The sequence below is a fragment of the Candidatus Borkfalkia ceftriaxoniphila genome (assembly GCF_004134775.1).
GTDB classification, from domain to species: Bacteria; Bacillota; Clostridia; order Christensenellales; family Borkfalkiaceae; genus Borkfalkia; species Borkfalkia ceftriaxoniphila.
Map to the genome: position 1 here is coordinate 496,445 of NZ_SDOZ01000002.1, position 15,785 is coordinate 512,229.

The 15,785-nt window shown below is 52.4% G+C and carries 22 protein-coding genes; 5 read left to right on the top strand and 17 right to left on the bottom strand.

What is annotated here, in order from left to right:
* Positions 1 to 102 precede the first annotated feature (102 nt).
* From rpsF to rpsR, 3 genes are read left to right on the top strand one after another with little or no spacing between them, the layout of a single operon-like run.
* Complete coding sequence (gene rpsF, locus ESZ91_RS02390) at positions 103 to 384, top strand: 30S ribosomal protein S6 (RefSeq protein ID WP_129223754.1); 282 nt, start codon at positions 103 to 105, stop codon at positions 382 to 384.
* A gap of 12 nt (positions 385 to 396) precedes the next feature.
* Positions 397 to 810 carry a single-stranded DNA-binding protein gene (locus ESZ91_RS02395; protein ID WP_236082710.1) on the top strand — a complete coding sequence of 138 codons (414 nt, stop codon included), beginning with the start codon at positions 397 to 399 and terminating at the stop codon, positions 808 to 810.
* Positions 811 to 827: 17 nt separating this feature from the next.
* A complete protein-coding gene (rpsR, locus tag ESZ91_RS02400; protein ID WP_129223758.1) occupies positions 828 to 1,073 on the top strand; it encodes a 30S ribosomal protein S18 in 246 nt (81 codons plus the stop codon).
* A 219-nt stretch (positions 1,074 to 1,292) separates the two neighbouring features.
* On the opposite strand, the gene ESZ91_RS11550 is transcribed toward rpsR, so the two are convergent.
* From ESZ91_RS11550 to ESZ91_RS02425, 6 genes are all read right to left on the bottom strand, one after another.
* On the bottom strand, positions 1,293 to 1,430 hold the full coding sequence (locus ESZ91_RS11550; protein WP_154071820.1) for a hypothetical protein: 138 nt from the start codon (positions 1,428 to 1,430) through the stop codon (positions 1,293 to 1,295).
* Positions 1,431 to 1,635: 205 nt separating this feature from the next.
* Positions 1,636 to 2,325, bottom strand: a complete 690-nt coding sequence (locus ESZ91_RS02405) for a leucine-rich repeat protein (RefSeq protein ID WP_129223760.1) — start codon at positions 2,323 to 2,325, stop codon at positions 1,636 to 1,638.
* 16 nt (positions 2,326 to 2,341) lie between these two features.
* On the bottom strand, positions 2,342 to 2,989 hold the full coding sequence (locus ESZ91_RS02410) for a response regulator transcription factor (RefSeq protein ID WP_129223762.1): 648 nt from the start codon (positions 2,987 to 2,989) through the stop codon (positions 2,342 to 2,344).
* Entirely contained in the window at positions 2,979 to 4,238 is a 1,260-nt protein-coding gene (locus ESZ91_RS02415; RefSeq protein ID WP_129223764.1) for a sensor histidine kinase, read from the bottom strand. The genes ESZ91_RS02410 and ESZ91_RS02415 overlap by 11 nt, the downstream gene beginning before the upstream one ends.
* A 1-nt stretch (position 4,239) precedes the next feature.
* Positions 4,240 to 5,682, bottom strand: a complete 1,443-nt coding sequence (gene gltX, locus ESZ91_RS02420) for a glutamate--tRNA ligase (RefSeq protein ID WP_129223766.1) — start codon at positions 5,680 to 5,682, stop codon at positions 4,240 to 4,242.
* Positions 5,679 to 6,401 carry a JAB domain-containing protein gene (locus ESZ91_RS02425; protein ID WP_129223768.1) on the bottom strand — a complete coding sequence of 241 codons (723 nt, stop codon included), beginning with the start codon at positions 6,399 to 6,401 and terminating at the stop codon, positions 5,679 to 5,681. The genes gltX and ESZ91_RS02425 overlap by 4 nt, the downstream gene beginning before the upstream one ends.
* Positions 6,402 to 6,576: 175 nt before the next feature.
* On the opposite strand from ESZ91_RS02425, the gene ESZ91_RS02430 reads away from it, so the two are divergent.
* Together ESZ91_RS02430 and ESZ91_RS02435 are read left to right on the top strand one after the other, a co-directional pair.
* Positions 6,577 to 7,839: a Sapep family Mn(2+)-dependent dipeptidase gene (locus ESZ91_RS02430; RefSeq protein WP_129223771.1), complete on the top strand. Its 1,263-nt coding sequence runs from the start codon at positions 6,577 to 6,579 to the stop codon at positions 7,837 to 7,839.
* Positions 7,840 to 7,854: 15 nt separating this feature from the next.
* Positions 7,855 to 9,081, top strand: coding sequence for a hypothetical protein (locus tag ESZ91_RS02435; RefSeq protein ID WP_129223773.1), 1,227 nt, complete (start codon positions 7,855 to 7,857; stop codon positions 9,079 to 9,081).
* Positions 9,082 to 9,138: 57 nt separating this feature from the next.
* Here the strand turns inward: ESZ91_RS02435 and ESZ91_RS02440 are convergent, their stop codons facing one another.
* From ESZ91_RS02440 to secY, 11 genes are all read right to left on the bottom strand, one after another.
* Entirely contained in the window at positions 9,139 to 9,666 is a 528-nt protein-coding gene (locus ESZ91_RS02440; RefSeq protein ID WP_129223775.1) for a bL17 family ribosomal protein, read from the bottom strand.
* Positions 9,667 to 9,669: 3 nt separating this feature from the next.
* Positions 9,670 to 10,626, bottom strand: a complete 957-nt coding sequence (locus ESZ91_RS02445) for a DNA-directed RNA polymerase subunit alpha (protein WP_129223777.1) — start codon at positions 10,624 to 10,626, stop codon at positions 9,670 to 9,672.
* 36 nt (positions 10,627 to 10,662) lie between these two features.
* Complete coding sequence (rpsD, locus tag ESZ91_RS02450; protein WP_129223779.1) at positions 10,663 to 11,325, bottom strand: 30S ribosomal protein S4; 663 nt, start codon at positions 11,323 to 11,325, stop codon at positions 10,663 to 10,665.
* Between the two features lie 16 nt (positions 11,326 to 11,341).
* Complete coding sequence (gene rpsK / locus ESZ91_RS02455; protein ID WP_129223781.1) at positions 11,342 to 11,743, bottom strand: 30S ribosomal protein S11; 402 nt, start codon at positions 11,741 to 11,743, stop codon at positions 11,342 to 11,344.
* Positions 11,744 to 11,762: 19 nt separating this feature from the next.
* Positions 11,763 to 12,131, bottom strand: a complete 369-nt coding sequence (gene rpsM / locus ESZ91_RS02460) for a 30S ribosomal protein S13 (protein WP_129223783.1) — start codon at positions 12,129 to 12,131, stop codon at positions 11,763 to 11,765.
* Between the two features lie 115 nt (positions 12,132 to 12,246).
* Positions 12,247 to 12,363: a 50S ribosomal protein L36 gene (rpmJ, locus tag ESZ91_RS02465; protein WP_129223785.1), complete on the bottom strand. Its 117-nt coding sequence runs from the start codon at positions 12,361 to 12,363 to the stop codon at positions 12,247 to 12,249.
* 67 nt (positions 12,364 to 12,430) lie between these two features.
* Entirely contained in the window at positions 12,431 to 12,652 is a 222-nt protein-coding gene (gene infA, locus ESZ91_RS02470; protein WP_129223787.1) for a translation initiation factor IF-1, read from the bottom strand.
* Between the two features lie 13 nt (positions 12,653 to 12,665).
* Positions 12,666 to 12,950, bottom strand: coding sequence for a KOW domain-containing RNA-binding protein (locus ESZ91_RS02475; protein ID WP_129223789.1), 285 nt, complete (start codon positions 12,948 to 12,950; stop codon positions 12,666 to 12,668).
* 22 nt (positions 12,951 to 12,972) lie between these two features.
* Positions 12,973 to 13,716 carry a type I methionyl aminopeptidase gene (gene map / locus ESZ91_RS02480; protein ID WP_129223791.1) on the bottom strand — a complete coding sequence of 248 codons (744 nt, stop codon included), beginning with the start codon at positions 13,714 to 13,716 and terminating at the stop codon, positions 12,973 to 12,975.
* Between the two features lie 12 nt (positions 13,717 to 13,728).
* Entirely contained in the window at positions 13,729 to 14,349 is a 621-nt protein-coding gene (locus tag ESZ91_RS02485) for an adenylate kinase (protein WP_129223792.1), read from the bottom strand.
* Between the two features lie 62 nt (positions 14,350 to 14,411).
* Complete coding sequence (gene secY, locus ESZ91_RS02490) at positions 14,412 to 15,725, bottom strand: preprotein translocase subunit SecY (RefSeq protein ID WP_129223793.1); 1,314 nt, start codon at positions 15,723 to 15,725, stop codon at positions 14,412 to 14,414.
* Positions 15,726 to 15,785: the final 60 nt, after the last annotated feature.

The window sequence follows — 15,785 nt, forward strand, 5'->3', positions numbered from 1 at the left end:
GTTGACGGACAAGCCGAAAAGAAGTATAATATTAAATGCACAAAGTGCGCAAACCTTGCATATCTTTTTCAGATATGCCGAATAAGACCGGGAGGTGAAAACATGAAATACGAAATGCTCTATCTGATCGACTCCTCGATCGCGGAAGACGCGAGAGAAGCGTTGATCGCCAAATTTGAAGGGCTCGTCGCCAGCCTTGGCGGCAAGGTTCTTTCCACCGATAAGTGGGGCGTAAAGAAACTGGCTTACCCTATCGATTACAAGAGCGACGCTTTCTACGTTCTGATGACGTTCGAGGCTGACGGTTCTTCCATCAAAGAACTGGACAGAGTCTGCGGCATTACGGACGGCGTATTGAGAAGAATGATCACGAAAGCGAACTGATCGGAGAAAATCATGAACAAAGTTTTTTTAATTGGTAATTTGACGCGCGACCCCGAACTTTCGGAAACCGCGAGCGGCATCAGCGTTTGCCGTTTCGCCATTGCGGTCAACCGCAGATTCTCTTCCGCCGACGCGGAGAGACAGACCGACTTTTTTAACGTGACGGCATGGCGCGGTCAGGCGGAAAACATCGCGAAGTTTACCAAAAAGGGAAGCAAAGTAGCGGTTGCGGGCAGTATTCAGATCCGCAACTACGAGGACAGCCAGGGACAGAAACGCACCGCGGTTGACGTTGTTGCGGACGAAGTGGAGTTTTTATCTGCGAGAAACGCGGATTCCGACGGCGGTTCGGATTTTTCCGCGCCCGCTCCCAAGAAAAAACCCACCCTGCAAGCGTTCGACGACGATTCGGATATCCCGTTTTAATGAATTAAGGAGTTATTATGGAAGAGAAGACCGTAAAAAAGCCTATGAGAAAGCCTGCGCGCAGGAAAGTTTGCGCTTTCTGTGCGGAAAAGGTCGAGGTGATCGATTATAAGGACGTGAACCGCCTGAAAAAATATGTGACCGAGGGCGGCAAGATCCTTCCCAGAAGAATGAGCGGCGTCTGCGCCATGCATCAGAGAGAACTCTCCAATGCCATCAAAAGAGCGCGCATCGTAGCCCTTCTCCCCTTCAAAGGCGAGTAAAAACACAAATAGTGAAAGCCCCGTATCTTCGGATACGGGGCTTTTTACGTCCTGTGAACGGGCACACACATGAATCGAAACGCACGTAATGATAAATCCGCCGTTTTCGGTGCAGAATCGTGCCCGTATGCGCCGCAAAGCATATGCAAAGCGGCGGCAGAAAACAAAACGCCCCCGCAGGCAATGCCTGGGGGGCGCCGTTCAGTGCGTTACAGCGACCTATTCGGAAACGCTGACCTTTACCTGCTTTCCGTCAAGAAATGTAAGGAGCAAGTCTGTTTCATTCTTTTCGATTTTTGCAACAAATTCGTCTTCGAACAAAACCTTTAAGTAATCGACAAATTCATTCAATTTCATTGTTATGTACCTCCTTGAAATTTTGTCGGTTGATTTGGACGTCAATGTTTTCATCCATGCATTTATTATATAACAAAATTTCCGTTTGGCACTGTCTATTAATGTTTGATAAACTCTTGTTTTGTCCCTTTTTGTCGAAAACTTCTCGCGGAGATCCATTATCTCCCATTCTTCGTCAAAACAAACAAAAATGCATCACGATATTTCAGTCTATGTAAACAAATTCTATGCGGATTTTGGCGAAACGCCCGAACAGGCGGGAAATCTGCCCCTCCATGCTGCGGGGCAGGATCACGCGAGTCAACTTTTTACAGCCCGCAAAGACTTTCCTTCCAACTTTCGGGATAAACCGCGCGATCGTGACTTCTCTGAGCGCCGCACAATTTGCGAATGCCTTAGAGCAGAGCGTATTTACGCCTTCAAGCCGCACGCGCACGAGTTGCGGACAGCACGAAAAGGCTTTTTTGCCGATCGTCGCCACTTCGGGGGCAAACGACACCCTGCCGACGAGCGCATCTTTATACGCGGCTTTCTTTGCGACGATCTTCACCTCGTCGGGCACGCGGGCGGCTTCGCCCGAATTGCGGGCGCGATAGCGCACGAGAACGCCGTCCCTGACCGTTGCGCCCGCAAGCAAAGCGCGCTCTTCTTCCGCGCCGTCGCTTTCGAAAGAATCGGACGCGGCGCGCCCCTCGGCAAAGCCGTAATTGGACGCCACGATGCCGACGCGTTGCTGTAAAGAGGAGAGCACCGTGTAAATGCCTTTGCCCTTTTCCGTCTTTTGTCCGAGATCGTAGATCTTACCGCAGTACGGGCAGACCGCTCTGCCGCCGCCTTCGGAAATTTTTAAATTCGCGCCGCACGTTTCGCACACGAGTTGCGTCTTTTTTTCCATATTCTTCGCCCCCCGATCAGCCGCCCAGGGTCTTTTTCATCTTGACGATCGCGTCGCTCCTGTTCTCGCCGCCCACTTTCAGGTAAATGGCGCTGATATAATTGCGCGCCGTACCCTCGGACAAATTCAGTGCCGAGGCGATCTGACGGTTGTTGAACCCCTCGTAGATCATGATGGCGATCTCCACTTCCCTATCGGAGAGATTATATTCCTTCTTTAAGCGTATTTCGCGGTCGGAAGTGACCATTTTAGCCGCGTCGGTGATCTTCTTGGCTATCTTTGCGGGGAGAATGGTATCGCCCGCGTAGGCGTTCTTTACGGCGCTTATCAGCGAATCCGCCGAAATATCTTTCAGAAGGTATCCGCTCGCGCCGCCCGCGATGGCACTTAATATATAATCGCTGTCGTCAAAGGTGGTGAGCATGATCACTTTTACTCCGGGATAACGTTTTTTGATCTCGCCCGTGGTGACGACGCCGTTCATGTTGGGCATGCGGATATCCAGAAGCACCACGTCTGGCACTTCTTTTTCCATCTTTTCGAGCGCCTCTACCCCGTCCGACGCCACGGCGATGACGTCGAGTTCTTCGTCGGTCGCAAGCACCGTCTTGATGCCTTCGGACAAGATCACCTGATCGTCCACGATCATCACTTTAATTTTCATCGGTTTTCTCCTTTTCCTCTTTCGCACCCGTCTTCAACGCCCCCGGAAGGCTCACGTTGATCTCGAACCCTTCGCCCGCTTCCGACACGAAATTGATCATGCCGCCCAGTTTTTCCGCTTTATTGCGCATGGCGGACAGCCCGAACCCCTCTTTAAAGGTATGCAGATCAGCGCCGCAGCCGTTGTCGGAGAGCAAAATTTCCACAAAATTCCCCATGTCTTTAAGTTCGAAAAAGAAAGCCGTGCTCCGTCCGTGTCTGAGGCCGTTGGAAATGCCCTCGCGAAGGAGATTCCCCACAAACCGCTCTGCGTCCTCGGTCATGGAAACGTCGTCTATCTTGCTGCGGATGGTCACGTCGGTGCCGTTGGTCGTTTCCCCCACGATGCTTTCCAGATATTCCTTGAAAGAAACGTTTTCGCGCCGCCCCGAAAGAAGGTGCACGGAAAGGCGCAGTTCTTCCAGACAATTTTTCGCCTGCACGTTGGCGGCGACGATGCGCTTTTTCGCCTCCTCGGGGTTTTTGTCCAACATCAGTTTTGCCGCTTCCGTCTGCATGATCACCGTCGTCAGCGAATGCCCCGCAGTGTCGTGGATATCCTTGGAAATGCGGTTGCGCTCTTCTAAGAGCGTCGCTTCCTCCAACTTATCGTAGGCGCGCAAAAGTTCGTTTTTGCTCTCTTCCAGTTCTTCCATGCTCTTTTCGATGAGTTTGTTCTTTCGGTACACCGTCATGGCGAAACTGAACATGATAAAGTGCAGTATGAGAATAATGAGGTCGGTAAAATACTGCGAAGAAGTGGCAAACGCCGATTCCAGCGTATTGCTGACGAGCGCCACTACCGCGTATTCGATGGTATATACGCCGATGTTGACGGCAAACATGATGATATTGTCGCGCAGCGTGGGGCTGGACAGGTAATATTCGGAGAGAACGAGCGCGTACACGAGATAGAGGTACGAAGTCGAGGTCTGCGGCGGTTTGCGCCAGGTGGCGAACAGCGTCAAAAGCACCAGCAGAATAGAGTCGAGCACATAAAAAGGGATTTTTTTGTAGAAATCGCGCACGAACAATGTCTGGATCGCCATCACGACGACGAGTACGACCGCGGTCGGCAGCGTCAGAAGAAAGAGCGCGCCGTCCATGTTCGCGAGCGCCACCGTGATGCACGTGACGACGAGCAAGATCAGAATGATGAACTGCAAGATGCGGATGACGCTCTTATCCGTTTTCAGGTCCTTTAACGTCATCTCACTTTCCGCCCAGAAAACCCAGCGCTTTTGAAATGCGTTCGAGCGAGCGCTCTTTGCCCAGGATCTCCGCCATTTCGCTCGCGCCGCCGGGCGTATTTTCCCGCCCCGTGAGCGCCACACGCACGCACCAGAGCACCTGTCCGTTTTTCATGCCGCGCGCAGCGGCAAGATCGCACAGCGCCGCGTAGATCGCCGCGTTTTCGAACGTTTCCAGCGAGGACAGTTTTTCCAGCGCGTCGGGCAAGACTTCACGCGCGATATTCTCGTCGGATTTCATCTTTTTATTGAAATACAGCGCGCTGTCGAAAGGACCGAATTCCTCGATAAAATCGATTTTGGAGGGTATATCGCTCATCACTTCGGTCCGCGTCTTTAAAATGTGCGCGAGTTTCAGACTGTCGTACTTGCCGTACGCCTTGGACTTTTGCAAAAAAGGCTCTGAGAGGGACAAAAACTCTTCGTCCGTCATCGCCTTGATATATTCGCCCGAGAGCCAGCGGAGTTTGGGTTCGTCGAAGATGGAGGGCGATTTATTGATGCCCGCGAGCGAAAAATTTTCTTCCAGTTCGCGCAGCGTCATCTTTTCCACGTTGGATTTGGGACTCCAGCCCAAGAGCGCGATATAGTTGACGATCGCCTCTTTCACGTATCCCTTGTCCACGAGGTCCTGATAACTCGCGTCGCCGTTGCGCTTGGAAAGTTTTTCGTGGCTGTTCTTCATGATAGGCGGCAGATGGATATACGCGGGGCGCTCCCAGCCGAACGCGTCGTACATCAGATTATATTTGGGCGTGGAAGAGAGATACTCGCTGCCGCGGATGACGTGCGTGATGCCCATGAGATGATCGTCCACCACGTTCGCGAAATTGTAGGTGGGCATGCCGTCGCTCTTTAAAAGCACGCCGTCCTCGATGTCCTTGAAATCCACCGAAACTTCGCCGTACACGAGGTCGGTATAACTGCCCGTGCCGCTCTCGGGAATGTTCTGGCGGATGACGTAAGGCACGCCCGCGGCGAGTTTTTCCCGTATTTCTTCCTTGGAAAGATGCAGGCAATGCTTGTCGTATCGCCCGATCCCGTTTTCGTCTTTCAGAGAATCGATGCGCTCCTTATCGCAGAAACAATAATACGCGCCGCCGAGTTCGACGAGTTTTTCCGCATACGCGCGGTAGATCGCGCCGCGCTCGCTCTGGATATAGGGACCGAAATCCCCGCCCACGTCGGGTCCTTCCGCATAGCGGATACCCGCGTCTTTCAAGGTATCGTAAATGATCTGCACGGCGCCATCGACGTAGCGCTTGCTGTCCGTATCTTCGAGGCGGAGAATAAAATCGCCCCCCTCTTTCATCGCGTACAGGTAGCCGTACAGCGCGGTCCGCAAATTGCCGATGTGCATATAGCCCGTGGGTGAGGGCGCGAATCTGGTTCTGACTTTTTTCATAATTTTCGGATGTCCTTATTTTTGATCAAATTTTCAAATTTAAACTCTTCGTAGATTTCTTTCATATTGGTCTGCATGAAATAACTGAAAATTTCGCCTTTCGCGTAGATGATATGATCGAACAAACTTACGTTGTGCATACTCAGCAGCGCCGACAACATGCCCGTAGCCCGATCGTCTTCCAAAGAAGGCTGTGCGCTGCCGCTCGGGTGATTGTGCGCGAAGATCACGCTGCGCGGCTTGACGGATACGAGCGTTTCGGCTATTTCCATCGGCGGTATGCCGACGCTGTCGATCTTATAGTCGGTGACGGTCTTGACGAGCATCAGACGGCGGGAAGCGTTCAACAGCAGCATTTCCACTTTTTCCGTGTCGCAGTCCTCGAACAATTCGCGGACGATCTCTTTCACGTCGTGCAGCCCCATGATCTTCGGCTTTTTTCGCACAACGCCGCCTTGACGGCGGAACGCCTCGCCGATGACGGCAAGACTGCGCGCGGCGGAAGATCCGATGCCGCGCACGGTGCAAAGTTGTTTTTCGGTTGCGCCGAGCACGCCGTTCAGATCGCCGAAAGCGCTTAAAAGATCGTGCGCGATCGCATTGGTATTGACGCGCGGCAACAAGGGAAACAACATGAGTTCGAGGATCTCGTGATCGGACAGCGCTTTCGTGTCGCGGCTGAATTTGTCGTATAGGCGCTGTCTGTGTCCTTCGTGCATCTTTTCCCCCGTTCCTCGTATATTTTTTCGGGTTTACGCCCATAAATGATGGAAAAACATTAAAAATTCCGTCGATATCATTTTACCATATTTTAAAAAAAGAGTATAATTATTTTAGCGGCAAAATCAAAAAAATTCGCAAATAATCCCCGCCGCGAACAGATAAGGACGTTATATGGAAAAATATCTGAACGATACCGTAAAAACCATACAGGAACTGATCCGCATAGACAGCACCAATCAGCCCGCCGAAGAGGGCATGCCCTTCGGCAAAGGCGCAGCCCGCGCCCTGCAAGCCTTTTTGTCGTGCGCGGCGGCGATGGGCTTTGAAACGCGCAATTACGACAATTACGTGGGAGAAGTACTTTTCGGCGAAGGGGAACCTTTCGCCATCCTCGCCCACCTCGACGTAGTGCCCGCAGGCAGCGGCTGGACGCACGCGCCGTTCGGCGGCGAGATCGAAAACGGCAAACTGTACGGCCGCGGCGCAATGGACGACAAAGGCCCTGCCGTCGTCTGCCTGTATGCGCTCAAAGCGCTCAAAGACGAAGGCTTTCAGCCCCGAAAGACGATCAAACTCATTGTGGGCTGCAACGAAGAATGCGGCTGGGGCTGTATCGACCACTACAAACAGTGCGCCGAGATGCCCAAAGTCGGGTTTACGCCCGACGCCGATTTTCCCGTCATCTATGCGGAAAAAGGCATTCTGCACGTTAAATTTTATTTTCCCGTGGAAAACGCACCCTTTACCGCCCTGTACGGCGGCAAAGGCGTCAATATGGTGTGCGACGAGGCGTTCGCCCAATGCGACAAAACGGAGGGCGCGGAGCGCTATTCCTTGCGCGTCGAGGACGGCTTGCTCGTATCCCGCGGCGTATCCGCGCACGGTTCCACGCCCGAAAAGGGGAAAAACGCGCTGGAACCGCTCTTCGCCTATTTCGCGCGCACCAATGAAGATATGCGGCGCGCCCACGAAATTCTGTTCGAGGACAAATTCGGGCTGAAAAACTTTTCCGACGAAACGGGACGGCTGACCATGTCGCCCGACGTTGCAAACTACGGCGACGGTATATTAAGCGTATGCGCGGATATCCGATACCCTTCCACCCTGCCCTTGCAGGCGGTTCTGGACGTTCTCGATAAGACGGGCGTGCGCTATGAAGAGATCCACCACCAGCGCGCGCTGTTCAATCCCAAAGACAGTTTTCTGATTCAGACTTTGCAGCGCGTATACAACGAAGCGACGGGCGAACGCGCCGAACCCATCGCCATCGGCGGAGGCACCTACGCGCGCGCGCTCGAATGCGGCGCGGGATTCGGCCCGCAGTTGTGCGGAGAACCCGTGACCATTCACCAGAAAGACGAATATATCTCGATCCCGCACGTGACCTTTCTTTTAAACCTGTATCGCCGCGCCGTCGAAGAACTGACCAAATAGCCAATGGAGAAATCTATGCAAAAATGGATGCGCCGTGACGCGCTGCAAGCCCTTTCCGTTTTTTATTTCATCGGTGAGAACGATGCGTTTCAGAATTTTTCCGCGCGAAATTCGGACGCGGAAATGAAAAAATACTGGCGGAAAGAAGTAAAGCACATTTTGAAGGAAAACAAATCGCTCATCCGCAAAAGTTTTTCTCCCGAGATCGCGCGCTATTTTTATACGCCGCACGGCTTTATCCGACGCTGCAAAATCGACGAAGAGATTTTCGAAGCGATCGCTGCCGAAAAGCGAGCTATGCGACAAAAGCTGGATGAGGCGATCGCGGCCGAGGGGCTTCTCCCTTTCGATGGCGAAAACTATCGGGATTTTCCCGCGCTGAAAGACCGCGCCCTGTTCGAAGACTATCACGACGACGACATGGCGCAGCCCTCTTTTGCCAAAGACGAGGTGCTTTTGACGATCAAAAAGAGCGCGGGCGACATCGAACTGCGGTTTTGCGGCGTTGCGGAATTTCACGCCGATCTCCGCCCTGCGGATGTCGTGCAATTTCTCGACCGTGAACTGTACCGCCGCGCGGACGGGCTGTACGAATACGATCTGGAATGTACTTCGGGAGAGGCGCGCATCGTCTTTCAAAGCGCGGACGCGCGCTGTGTCCGTCCCGTATCCACCGTGCCCTATATTCTCGGAAGCGTGGAAAGACACAGAAAAGTTTTCGCGGAACTGGCGAGAGAAGACAGGGACGTACTCGTATCTTCGGGAAGCGATCCCGAATTCCCCGACCTCTACTCCCTCTGCGGCAATTTCCTGCACGAAAAAAACGTCATGTTTTCACTGTCCGACGAAGATTCGCTGCTGCTCAGCATCGTGCGCCTGTCGGAAAAACTCAACGAACCGGAAGAATTCTCCGACGGACCGTGTGGATACGAAGGATTTTTCCGTTTGCCCCTCCCGCATACGGAAACGGAAACCTTGCTGAAAAAATACGCGCCCGAATGGCTCGCCCGCGAATATTCGCAGGCGCTCGGCGCCTTTGAAAAAAAGGACGAACAGACGATCGCAAACTTAAGTTCGCTCTGGCGCATAAAAAATATATTCGCCCTGCCCGAAGCCGTGCAGAAAAATTTTGCGGAGAGCCTCAACTCGCCTTTCGAGGAATATAAAAACGCGCTCGACCCCGATCGCTCGCAGAGCGTGTTCGTGCGCGTGATATACGATTACTGCACCGACAGAAAATAGAAAGAAAGACAAAAAGCCGACCTTTATAAGGTCGGCTTTTTTGTATATACGAAAAAATTATACGAGTTCGATGATGGCGACTTCGGCCGCATCGCCGCGGCGTTCGCCGAGCGTCATGATGCGGGTATAACCGCCCGCGCAATTCTTTTCGTCGTTGCGCTGCGCATATTTGGGAGCGATCTCGTTGAAGAGTTTTTCCACGAGCGGATGCGCGATCTCTTCCGTTCTCGCTTTGTACGCGGACTTGCTCTCGTTAAAGCCCTTAATCTCCTGCAAATCGTACAATTTGCTCATGATCTTGCGGCGCGCAGCGAGTTTCTTCGGGCCGTCCTTCACTACGGTGATCTCCACTTCTTTTTCCGTGGTCTTTTTGCCCTTCGTCTCTTTGACGAGTTTGGTCTGTTTGGTTTCGATCACGTCGTCATAGGTATTGATGGCGTCGGTGATGATCTTTTCAACGTAAGAACGCAACTCTTTCGCGCGCGCTTTCGTCGTTTCTATTTTACCGTACCAGAGAAGGTTGGACGCTTGGTTTCTCAAGATCGCCATTCTCTGCTCGGTCGTTCTGCCCATTTTTCCCGGCATAACTTAATCCTCCTTTTTTTCTAATGAAAGACCGTAAGATTCCAGTTTGAGAATGACTTCGTCCAAGGATTTCCTTCCGAGGTTGCGGACTTTCAGCATCTCTTCCTCGGTCTTTCTGGTTAAATCTTCTACTGTGTGAATGTTGGCTCTCTTCAGGCAGTTGTACGAACGTACGGACAAGTCCATATCTTCGATCGCCATCGCGAGGACTTGCTGCTGCTTATCGTCTTCGTTCTTGACGAGGATATCCATACCCTTGATGGAATCGCTCAAATTGACGAACAGGCAGATGTGGTCCTGCATGATCTTGGCGGCGAGCGAAACGATCTCCTTCGCGGAAAACGCGCCGTTCGTCCAGACTTCCATAACCAACCGATCGTAGTCGATACTCTGCCCCACGCGGGTGCTCTCGACGTTATAGTTTACCTTTTTGACGGGGGTATAGATGGAATCTACGGGAATATAACCGATGACCTGGTTCTTGTTGGAGCCTGCGCCCTTGTAACCTCTGCCTCTGCCGACGGTCACTTCCATATCGAGTTTTGCGCCCTCGTCCACCGTACAGATGTATTGGTCTTTATTGATGATCTCGACTTCCGCGTCCTGCTCGATGTCCGCGCCCGTAATGACGGCGGGACCCTCTTTGCAGACGTGCAGAACTTTCAGATAATCTTTTTCCGTTACCGCCGTTTTGATGGCGAGCGTCTTTAAGTTCAGAATGATTTCCGTGACGTCTTCGCGGATGCCGGGGATGGCGGAAAACTCGTGTTTGACCAGCCCGTCGGGGAAAAACCGGATTCCTTGCACTGCCGCACCGGGCAGCGCCGAAAGGAGTATCCTTCTCAGGCAGTTGCCTATCGTAAGACCGAAACCCTTTTCGAGGGGTTCGACGACGATTTTCGCATAGCTCTTCTCTTCGTTTTCCTCCACCTCGATTTTGGGCATATCCATTTCGATCATGGGAATTTTACCTCCTAAAAATTAAGGGTATTCCGATTACTTGGAATACAGCTCGACAATCATATGCTCGGCAATCTGGCTGTCGATGTCCTCCCTGACGGGGAGCGCTAAAATCTTTCCTTCCAGTTTTTCGGGGTCAAATTCCAACCATTTGGGCATATTGCCGACTTTCATGGTCTTGATTTGCTCGAAATATTTGGTGTTTTTTCTGTTTTCTTTCACGGCAATCACGTCGCCCGCTTTCACGATATAAGACGGGATATTCACCGTTCTGCCGTTCACCGAAAAATGAGCGTGGTTGACCAACTGTCTTGCCTGCGCACGGCTCGCGCCGATGCCCATTCTGTAAATAACGTTGTCGAGGCGGCGCTCCAACAGGGAGAGCATGTTTTCACCGGTAATGCCCTTCATGCGGTCCGCGGTCTCGTAATATTGTCTGAACTGTCCTTCCTGCACGCCGTAAATTCTCTTGGTCTTCTGCTTTTCGCGAAGTTGCAAGCCGTATTCGGAGACTTTCTTTCTGCCCTGACCGTGCTGTCCGGGGGCAAACGAACTCCTTCTCTTATGACTGCCGGGCAGTTTGTCGCCCGTGGCCTGCACAAAAGGACATTTGGAAGAATAGCATCTCTCGCCCTTTAAGTAAAGAGCGGCGCCTTCTCTTCTGCAAAGTTTACATTTCGCTTCTCTGTACGTTGCCATTTATTTTTCTCCTTTTTTATACTCTGCGGCGTTTGGGAGGTCTGCATCCGTTGTGAGGGATGGGAGAAACGTCGGTGATCATGGTGATTTCCAGATCGCATGCGCTCAGCGCGCGGATGGCGGATTCTCTGCCTGCGCCGGGGCCCTTCACGAAAACTTCGACGCTGCGAAGGCCGTGTTCTTTTGCCGCTTTCGCCGCCGTTTCGCTCGCCTGCTGCGCCGCAAACGGGGTACCCTTTCTGGAACCTTTGAAACCGAGGCTACCCGCGCTCGACCAGGAGATCGCGTTGCCGCTCATATCGGTAATGGTAACCAAAGTATTGTTGAACGAGGACTGGATGTGAACTTGACCTTTATCAACTTTTTTAAGCTCTTTGCGCCTTCTGGTTGCCGTAGCTTTTTTCGTAGCTGCTGCCATTTATGTTGTCCTCCTTCGATTATTTCTTCTTCTTCGCAACGGTACGACGGGGACCTTTCCTCGTTCTCGCGTTTCTCTTGGAACTCTGGCCTCTCACGGGCAATCCCTTTCTGTGGCGGATTCCGCGATAGCAGCCGATCTCCATCAGTCTTTTGATATTCAGGTTCACTTCTCCGCGAAGTTCGCCCTCCACTCTTAAATTATGGTCGATATATTCTCTCAGTTTCGAGACGTCGTTTTCATCAAGATCTTTCACTCTCGTGTCGGGATTGATGCCCGTAGCCTCGAGGATCTGATGCGACGTAGTTAAACCTATACCGTATATATAGGTAAGTCCGATTTCAACCCGCTTCTCTCTGGGTAAATCTACACCGGCAATACGTGCCATATGTCGTTTGACCTCCGTTTGATTTTGTAATGTTTCGAATTTTTCGTATATATTTCATTCCGGCGCGCGCATACGGCGTGGAATGACGCCTGCCGCACCCGAGATTGTTTTCGTGTTAGCCTTGTCTTTGTTTGTGGCTCTTGTTCTTGGAACAAATAACCATAACTTTGCCGTTTCTCTTGATAACTTTGCATTTGTCGCACATAGGCTTCACTGACGGTCTTACTTTCATTTTCGTTCCTCCGATGATTATTTAAAATTGGAAATTTGCTGTTTTTACGGCCCGCAAACGGGTGCTTTTACGATTTACTGCGCCAGGTGATCCTGCCTTTGGTCAGATCGTACGGGCTCATTTCCAGCTTTACGGTGTCGCCTTCGATGATACGGATGTAGTTCATACGAAGTTTTCCCGAAATATACGCCGTGATAATGTGACCGTTGGAAAGTTGTACTTTGAACGTTGCGTTCGGAAGTGCTTCCACGATTTTGCCCTCGGCTTCGATTACGTCGTCTTTGGACATAATATTCCCTCCGCTAAATATTGTTTTCGCCGCCCGTTTTCAATCGTTTGAGCGCGGCTCTGATCTCGCTGTTCGCATCCTTGCCTTCGCCCGCTCTCTTTACGATCTCGGGGAAAAAGAACGGCATCAGCCTGACGTGCTTGCTGTTTTTATGTTTGGGGTTGGATAGTTTCCTGTATTTCCCGTCCGCCAAAGAAAGCCTTTCGCCTTCCGCCGCGACGATGATATACAGTCTCCCCTTGTCTCTGCCGGAAAGGCTCTCGGCCGCTCCGCCTATGACAGGGTCTTTTACTTTCATGTGCGTTCTCCCGTTTGTCCGGCTATAACGTGAGAATCTCCACGCCGTCCTCCCGGATCACTACCGTGTTTTCGTAGTGTGCCGAAGGCTGTTTGTCGCGCGTTTCCACCGTCCAGCCGTCGGAAAGAAAATCCACCTGATAGCCGCCCATGTTGATCATGGGTTCGATGCAGAGCACCGTGCCCGCCTTTAACCGTACGCCCGTGCCCGCTTTCCCGAAATTGGGAACGGCCGGATCTTCGTGCATTTCTTTGCCGATCCCGTGTCCTACGAGCGCGCGCACCACCGAATATCCGTTGGACTCGGCGTGCTTTTGCACCGCCGCGCCGATATCGTAGAGCGGCGTGCCCGCTTTCAGGTTTTCGACCGCCTTGAAAAAACACTCTTCGGTCACGCGGACCAGACGGCGCTTTTCCTCGCTGACGTCGCCGACCAGAAAGGTACGCGCAGCGTCGGCGTGATATCCGTTTTTATACGCGCAGAAATCGAGACTGACGATATCCCCGTCGCGGATGATCCGCTCCCCGGGAATGCCGTGCACGACCTGTTCGTTGACGGAAACGCAGACGGACGCGGGATAGCCGCAGTACCCGAGGCACGAAGGGATCGCGCCCCGCGAGCGGATATAGTCGTCCGCGAGCGCGTTCACATCCGCCGTCGTCATGCCCGCTTTCAGTTGGTTTCCCAGATAATCGAGCGCGTCGCGCATGATGCGGCAGGGTTCGCGCATCAGATCGATCTCTTGTTCCGTTTTGACGAAAATCATGACCGTTACCGCTTATTTCAGCGCGGCGACGATTCTGGCGAAAACTTCGTCGATGGCGCCGACGCCGTCGATATTCAAAAGAACGTTCCGCTCGGAATAATACGCGATGAGCGGCGCGGTCTGTTCGCTGTACACTTTCAGACGATTGCCCACCGTTTCCTCGTTGTCGTCCTTTCTCTGATACAGTTCGCCGCCGCAGCGTTCGCAAACCGTCTTGCCGCCGAGAAAATCCACGTGGTAACTTTCGCCGCAATCCTTGCAGACGCGCCTGCCGCACAGACGCGCCATCAGAAGGGACAGATCGACGTCGATATTCAGCACTGCGTCCGCTTTGGAGAAACTTTCCAGCGTTTCCGCCTGAAAGAGATTGCGGGGAAATCCGTCCAGAAGATATCCGTTTTTACAGTCGTCCGCTTCCAGCCTGCCCTTTACGATCTCGCACGTCACCTCATCGGGGACGAGTTTACCGTTGTCCGTATAGGATTTCGCGAGAAGACCTACGGGCGTCTGCCTTTTGATGTTATCACGGAAGATATCCCCCGTGGAAATGTGGGGCAAACGGTATTTTTCCGAAATTTTCGTAGCCTGTGTGCCCTTTCCCGCGCCGGGTGCGCCGAGAAGAATGATGTTCATACCGCCTCCGAATGGAATTTAAGTCCCGCACGCGGCGCTGTCCGCGTGCGGAAAGTCATATTTTACTTCAAGAACCCTTTGTAGTTCTTCATCATCAACTGCGATTGCAGTTGTTTGTCGAATTCCAGCGCGACGGATACCACGATGAGGATACCTGTCGTTGAGAATACGTTTACGAGGTCCTGGCTCGCAAAGAAACTGACGACGAACGAGGGTACGAAAGCGACCAGCGAAAGGAAGATCGCGCCGAATAACGTGATGCGGTTGGATATCTTTTTCAGATAGTCCGCAGTCGGTTTTCCGGGACGGATGCCAGGGATGAACCCGCCGTTTTGCTGGATGCTCTTGGAAATGTCTTCGGGATTGAATTGCAACTGCGCATAGAAGAAGGAAAACGCGAATATGAGCAGGCAAAGAATGATGACGTACAGCCAACTGAGCGTGCCGCCCGAACCGCTGATGTTCGCCTGATACCACTTATAGGAGCCGCTGTCGGGCCAGAACAAGCCCATGATGAGGTCGGGGAAGGAAATGATCGCGAACGCGAAGATGAGGGGCATAACGCCGCTTCCCGAGATCTTGATGGGGATGACCGTGGACTGGCCGCCGTACATTTTACGGCCCTTGACCTGCTTCGCGTACTGCACGGGGATACGGCGTTCCGCCAGATCTACCGTGACGATGAGCGTGAAGATGATGACCGTGAGGGCGCAGAAAATGATGACCTGCAAAATGGGGTCGAAATCGAACGTCGCGCCGAATGCACTGGAAACTTTATTGATGATCGCGGTGCCTGCCGAAGAAACGATACCGATGAAGATGATCATGGAGATACCGTTGCCGACGCCGTATTCGGTGATGCGCTCGCCCAGCCACATCGTGATCGACGCGCCCGCCGTGTAGACGATGACCATAAAGACGTAGGCGAGCCATTGCTGATCGAAGAAGTATTCGCTTTTGATCGCGTTCTGCTGCGAGCCGAAGTTGATGATGATGCCGATAGCCTGCACGATAGCCAGAAGCAGCGTGAGGTAACGGGTATATTGGGAAATCTTTTTCTTGCCGTCTTCGCCCTGTTTGGACAGCCGTTCGAGCGCGGGGATACCCACGCAGAGCAACTGCATGATAATGGACGCGTTGATGTACGGCCCGATGCCGAGCGCGAAGAGCGTACCGCTGGAAAGCGCGCCGCCCGTGACGCTGTTCATAAGATTCAAAAAGTTATTGTTCGTGACCGCGTCGGAAAAAAGAGCGCTGTCCAGTCCCGGAACGGGAATGTAGCAGCCGATTCGGTAAACGAGCAAAATCAGCAAGGTGATGAAGATCTTTTTTCTGATTTCTTTTACTTTAAAAGCGTTTTTTAAAGTTTCGAACATCTTGTCCTCCCTAATTTGGGTATCAAAGCCTTAATCGTGGTAAGGCTACCGTTTCCGCGC

Coding starts and splice junctions, on each gene's coding strand:
- ESZ91_RS02475 (WP_129223789.1), bottom strand. CDS start 12,950: ATGAAAGTAAAAGACCCTGTCATAGGCGGAGCGGCCGAGAGCCTTTCC.
- rpsF (WP_129223754.1), top strand. CDS start 103: ATGAAATACGAAATGCTCTATCTGATCGACTCCTCGATCGCGGAAGAC.
- ESZ91_RS02440 (WP_129223775.1), bottom strand. CDS start 9,666: ATGCCGGGAAAAATGGGCAGAACGACCGAGCAGAGAATGGCGATCTTG.
- rpsD (WP_129223779.1), bottom strand. CDS start 11,325: ATGGCAACGTACAGAGAAGCGAAATGTAAACTTTGCAGAAGAGAAGGC.
- secY (WP_129223793.1), bottom strand. CDS start 15,725: ATGTTCGAAACTTTAAAAAACGCTTTTAAAGTAAAAGAAATCAGAAAA.
- infA (WP_129223787.1), bottom strand. CDS start 12,652: ATGTCCAAAGACGACGTAATCGAAGCCGAGGGCAAAATCGTGGAAGCA.
- gltX (WP_129223766.1), bottom strand. CDS start 5,682: ATGAAAAAAGTCAGAACCAGATTCGCGCCCTCACCCACGGGCTATATG.
- ESZ91_RS11550 (WP_154071820.1), bottom strand. CDS start 1,430: ATGAAATTGAATGAATTTGTCGATTACTTAAAGGTTTTGTTCGAAGAC.
- ESZ91_RS02395 (WP_236082710.1), top strand. CDS start 397: ATGAACAAAGTTTTTTTAATTGGTAATTTGACGCGCGACCCCGAACTT.
- rpsK (WP_129223781.1), bottom strand. CDS start 11,743: ATGGCAGCAGCTACGAAAAAAGCTACGGCAACCAGAAGGCGCAAAGAG.
- ESZ91_RS02435 (WP_129223773.1), top strand. CDS start 7,855: ATGCAAAAATGGATGCGCCGTGACGCGCTGCAAGCCCTTTCCGTTTTT.
- ESZ91_RS02445 (WP_129223777.1), bottom strand. CDS start 10,626: ATGATCGAAATGGATATGCCCAAAATCGAGGTGGAGGAAAACGAAGAG.
- map (WP_129223791.1), bottom strand. CDS start 13,716: ATGATTTTCGTCAAAACGGAACAAGAGATCGATCTGATGCGCGAACCC.
- ESZ91_RS02485 (WP_129223792.1), bottom strand. CDS start 14,349: ATGAACATCATTCTTCTCGGCGCACCCGGCGCGGGAAAGGGCACACAG.
- ESZ91_RS02410 (WP_129223762.1), bottom strand. CDS start 2,989: ATGAAAATTAAAGTGATGATCGTGGACGATCAGGTGATCTTGTCCGAA.
- rpsR (WP_129223758.1), top strand. CDS start 828: ATGGAAGAGAAGACCGTAAAAAAGCCTATGAGAAAGCCTGCGCGCAGG.
- ESZ91_RS02415 (WP_129223764.1), bottom strand. CDS start 4,238: ATGACGTTAAAGGACCTGAAAACGGATAAGAGCGTCATCCGCATCTTG.
- ESZ91_RS02405 (WP_129223760.1), bottom strand. CDS start 2,325: ATGGAAAAAAAGACGCAACTCGTGTGCGAAACGTGCGGCGCGAATTTA.
- rpmJ (WP_129223785.1), bottom strand. CDS start 12,363: ATGAAAGTAAGACCGTCAGTGAAGCCTATGTGCGACAAATGCAAAGTT.
- ESZ91_RS02430 (WP_129223771.1), top strand. CDS start 6,577: ATGGAAAAATATCTGAACGATACCGTAAAAACCATACAGGAACTGATC.
- rpsM (WP_129223783.1), bottom strand. CDS start 12,131: ATGGCACGTATTGCCGGTGTAGATTTACCCAGAGAGAAGCGGGTTGAA.
- ESZ91_RS02425 (WP_129223768.1), bottom strand. CDS start 6,401: ATGCACGAAGGACACAGACAGCGCCTATACGACAAATTCAGCCGCGAC.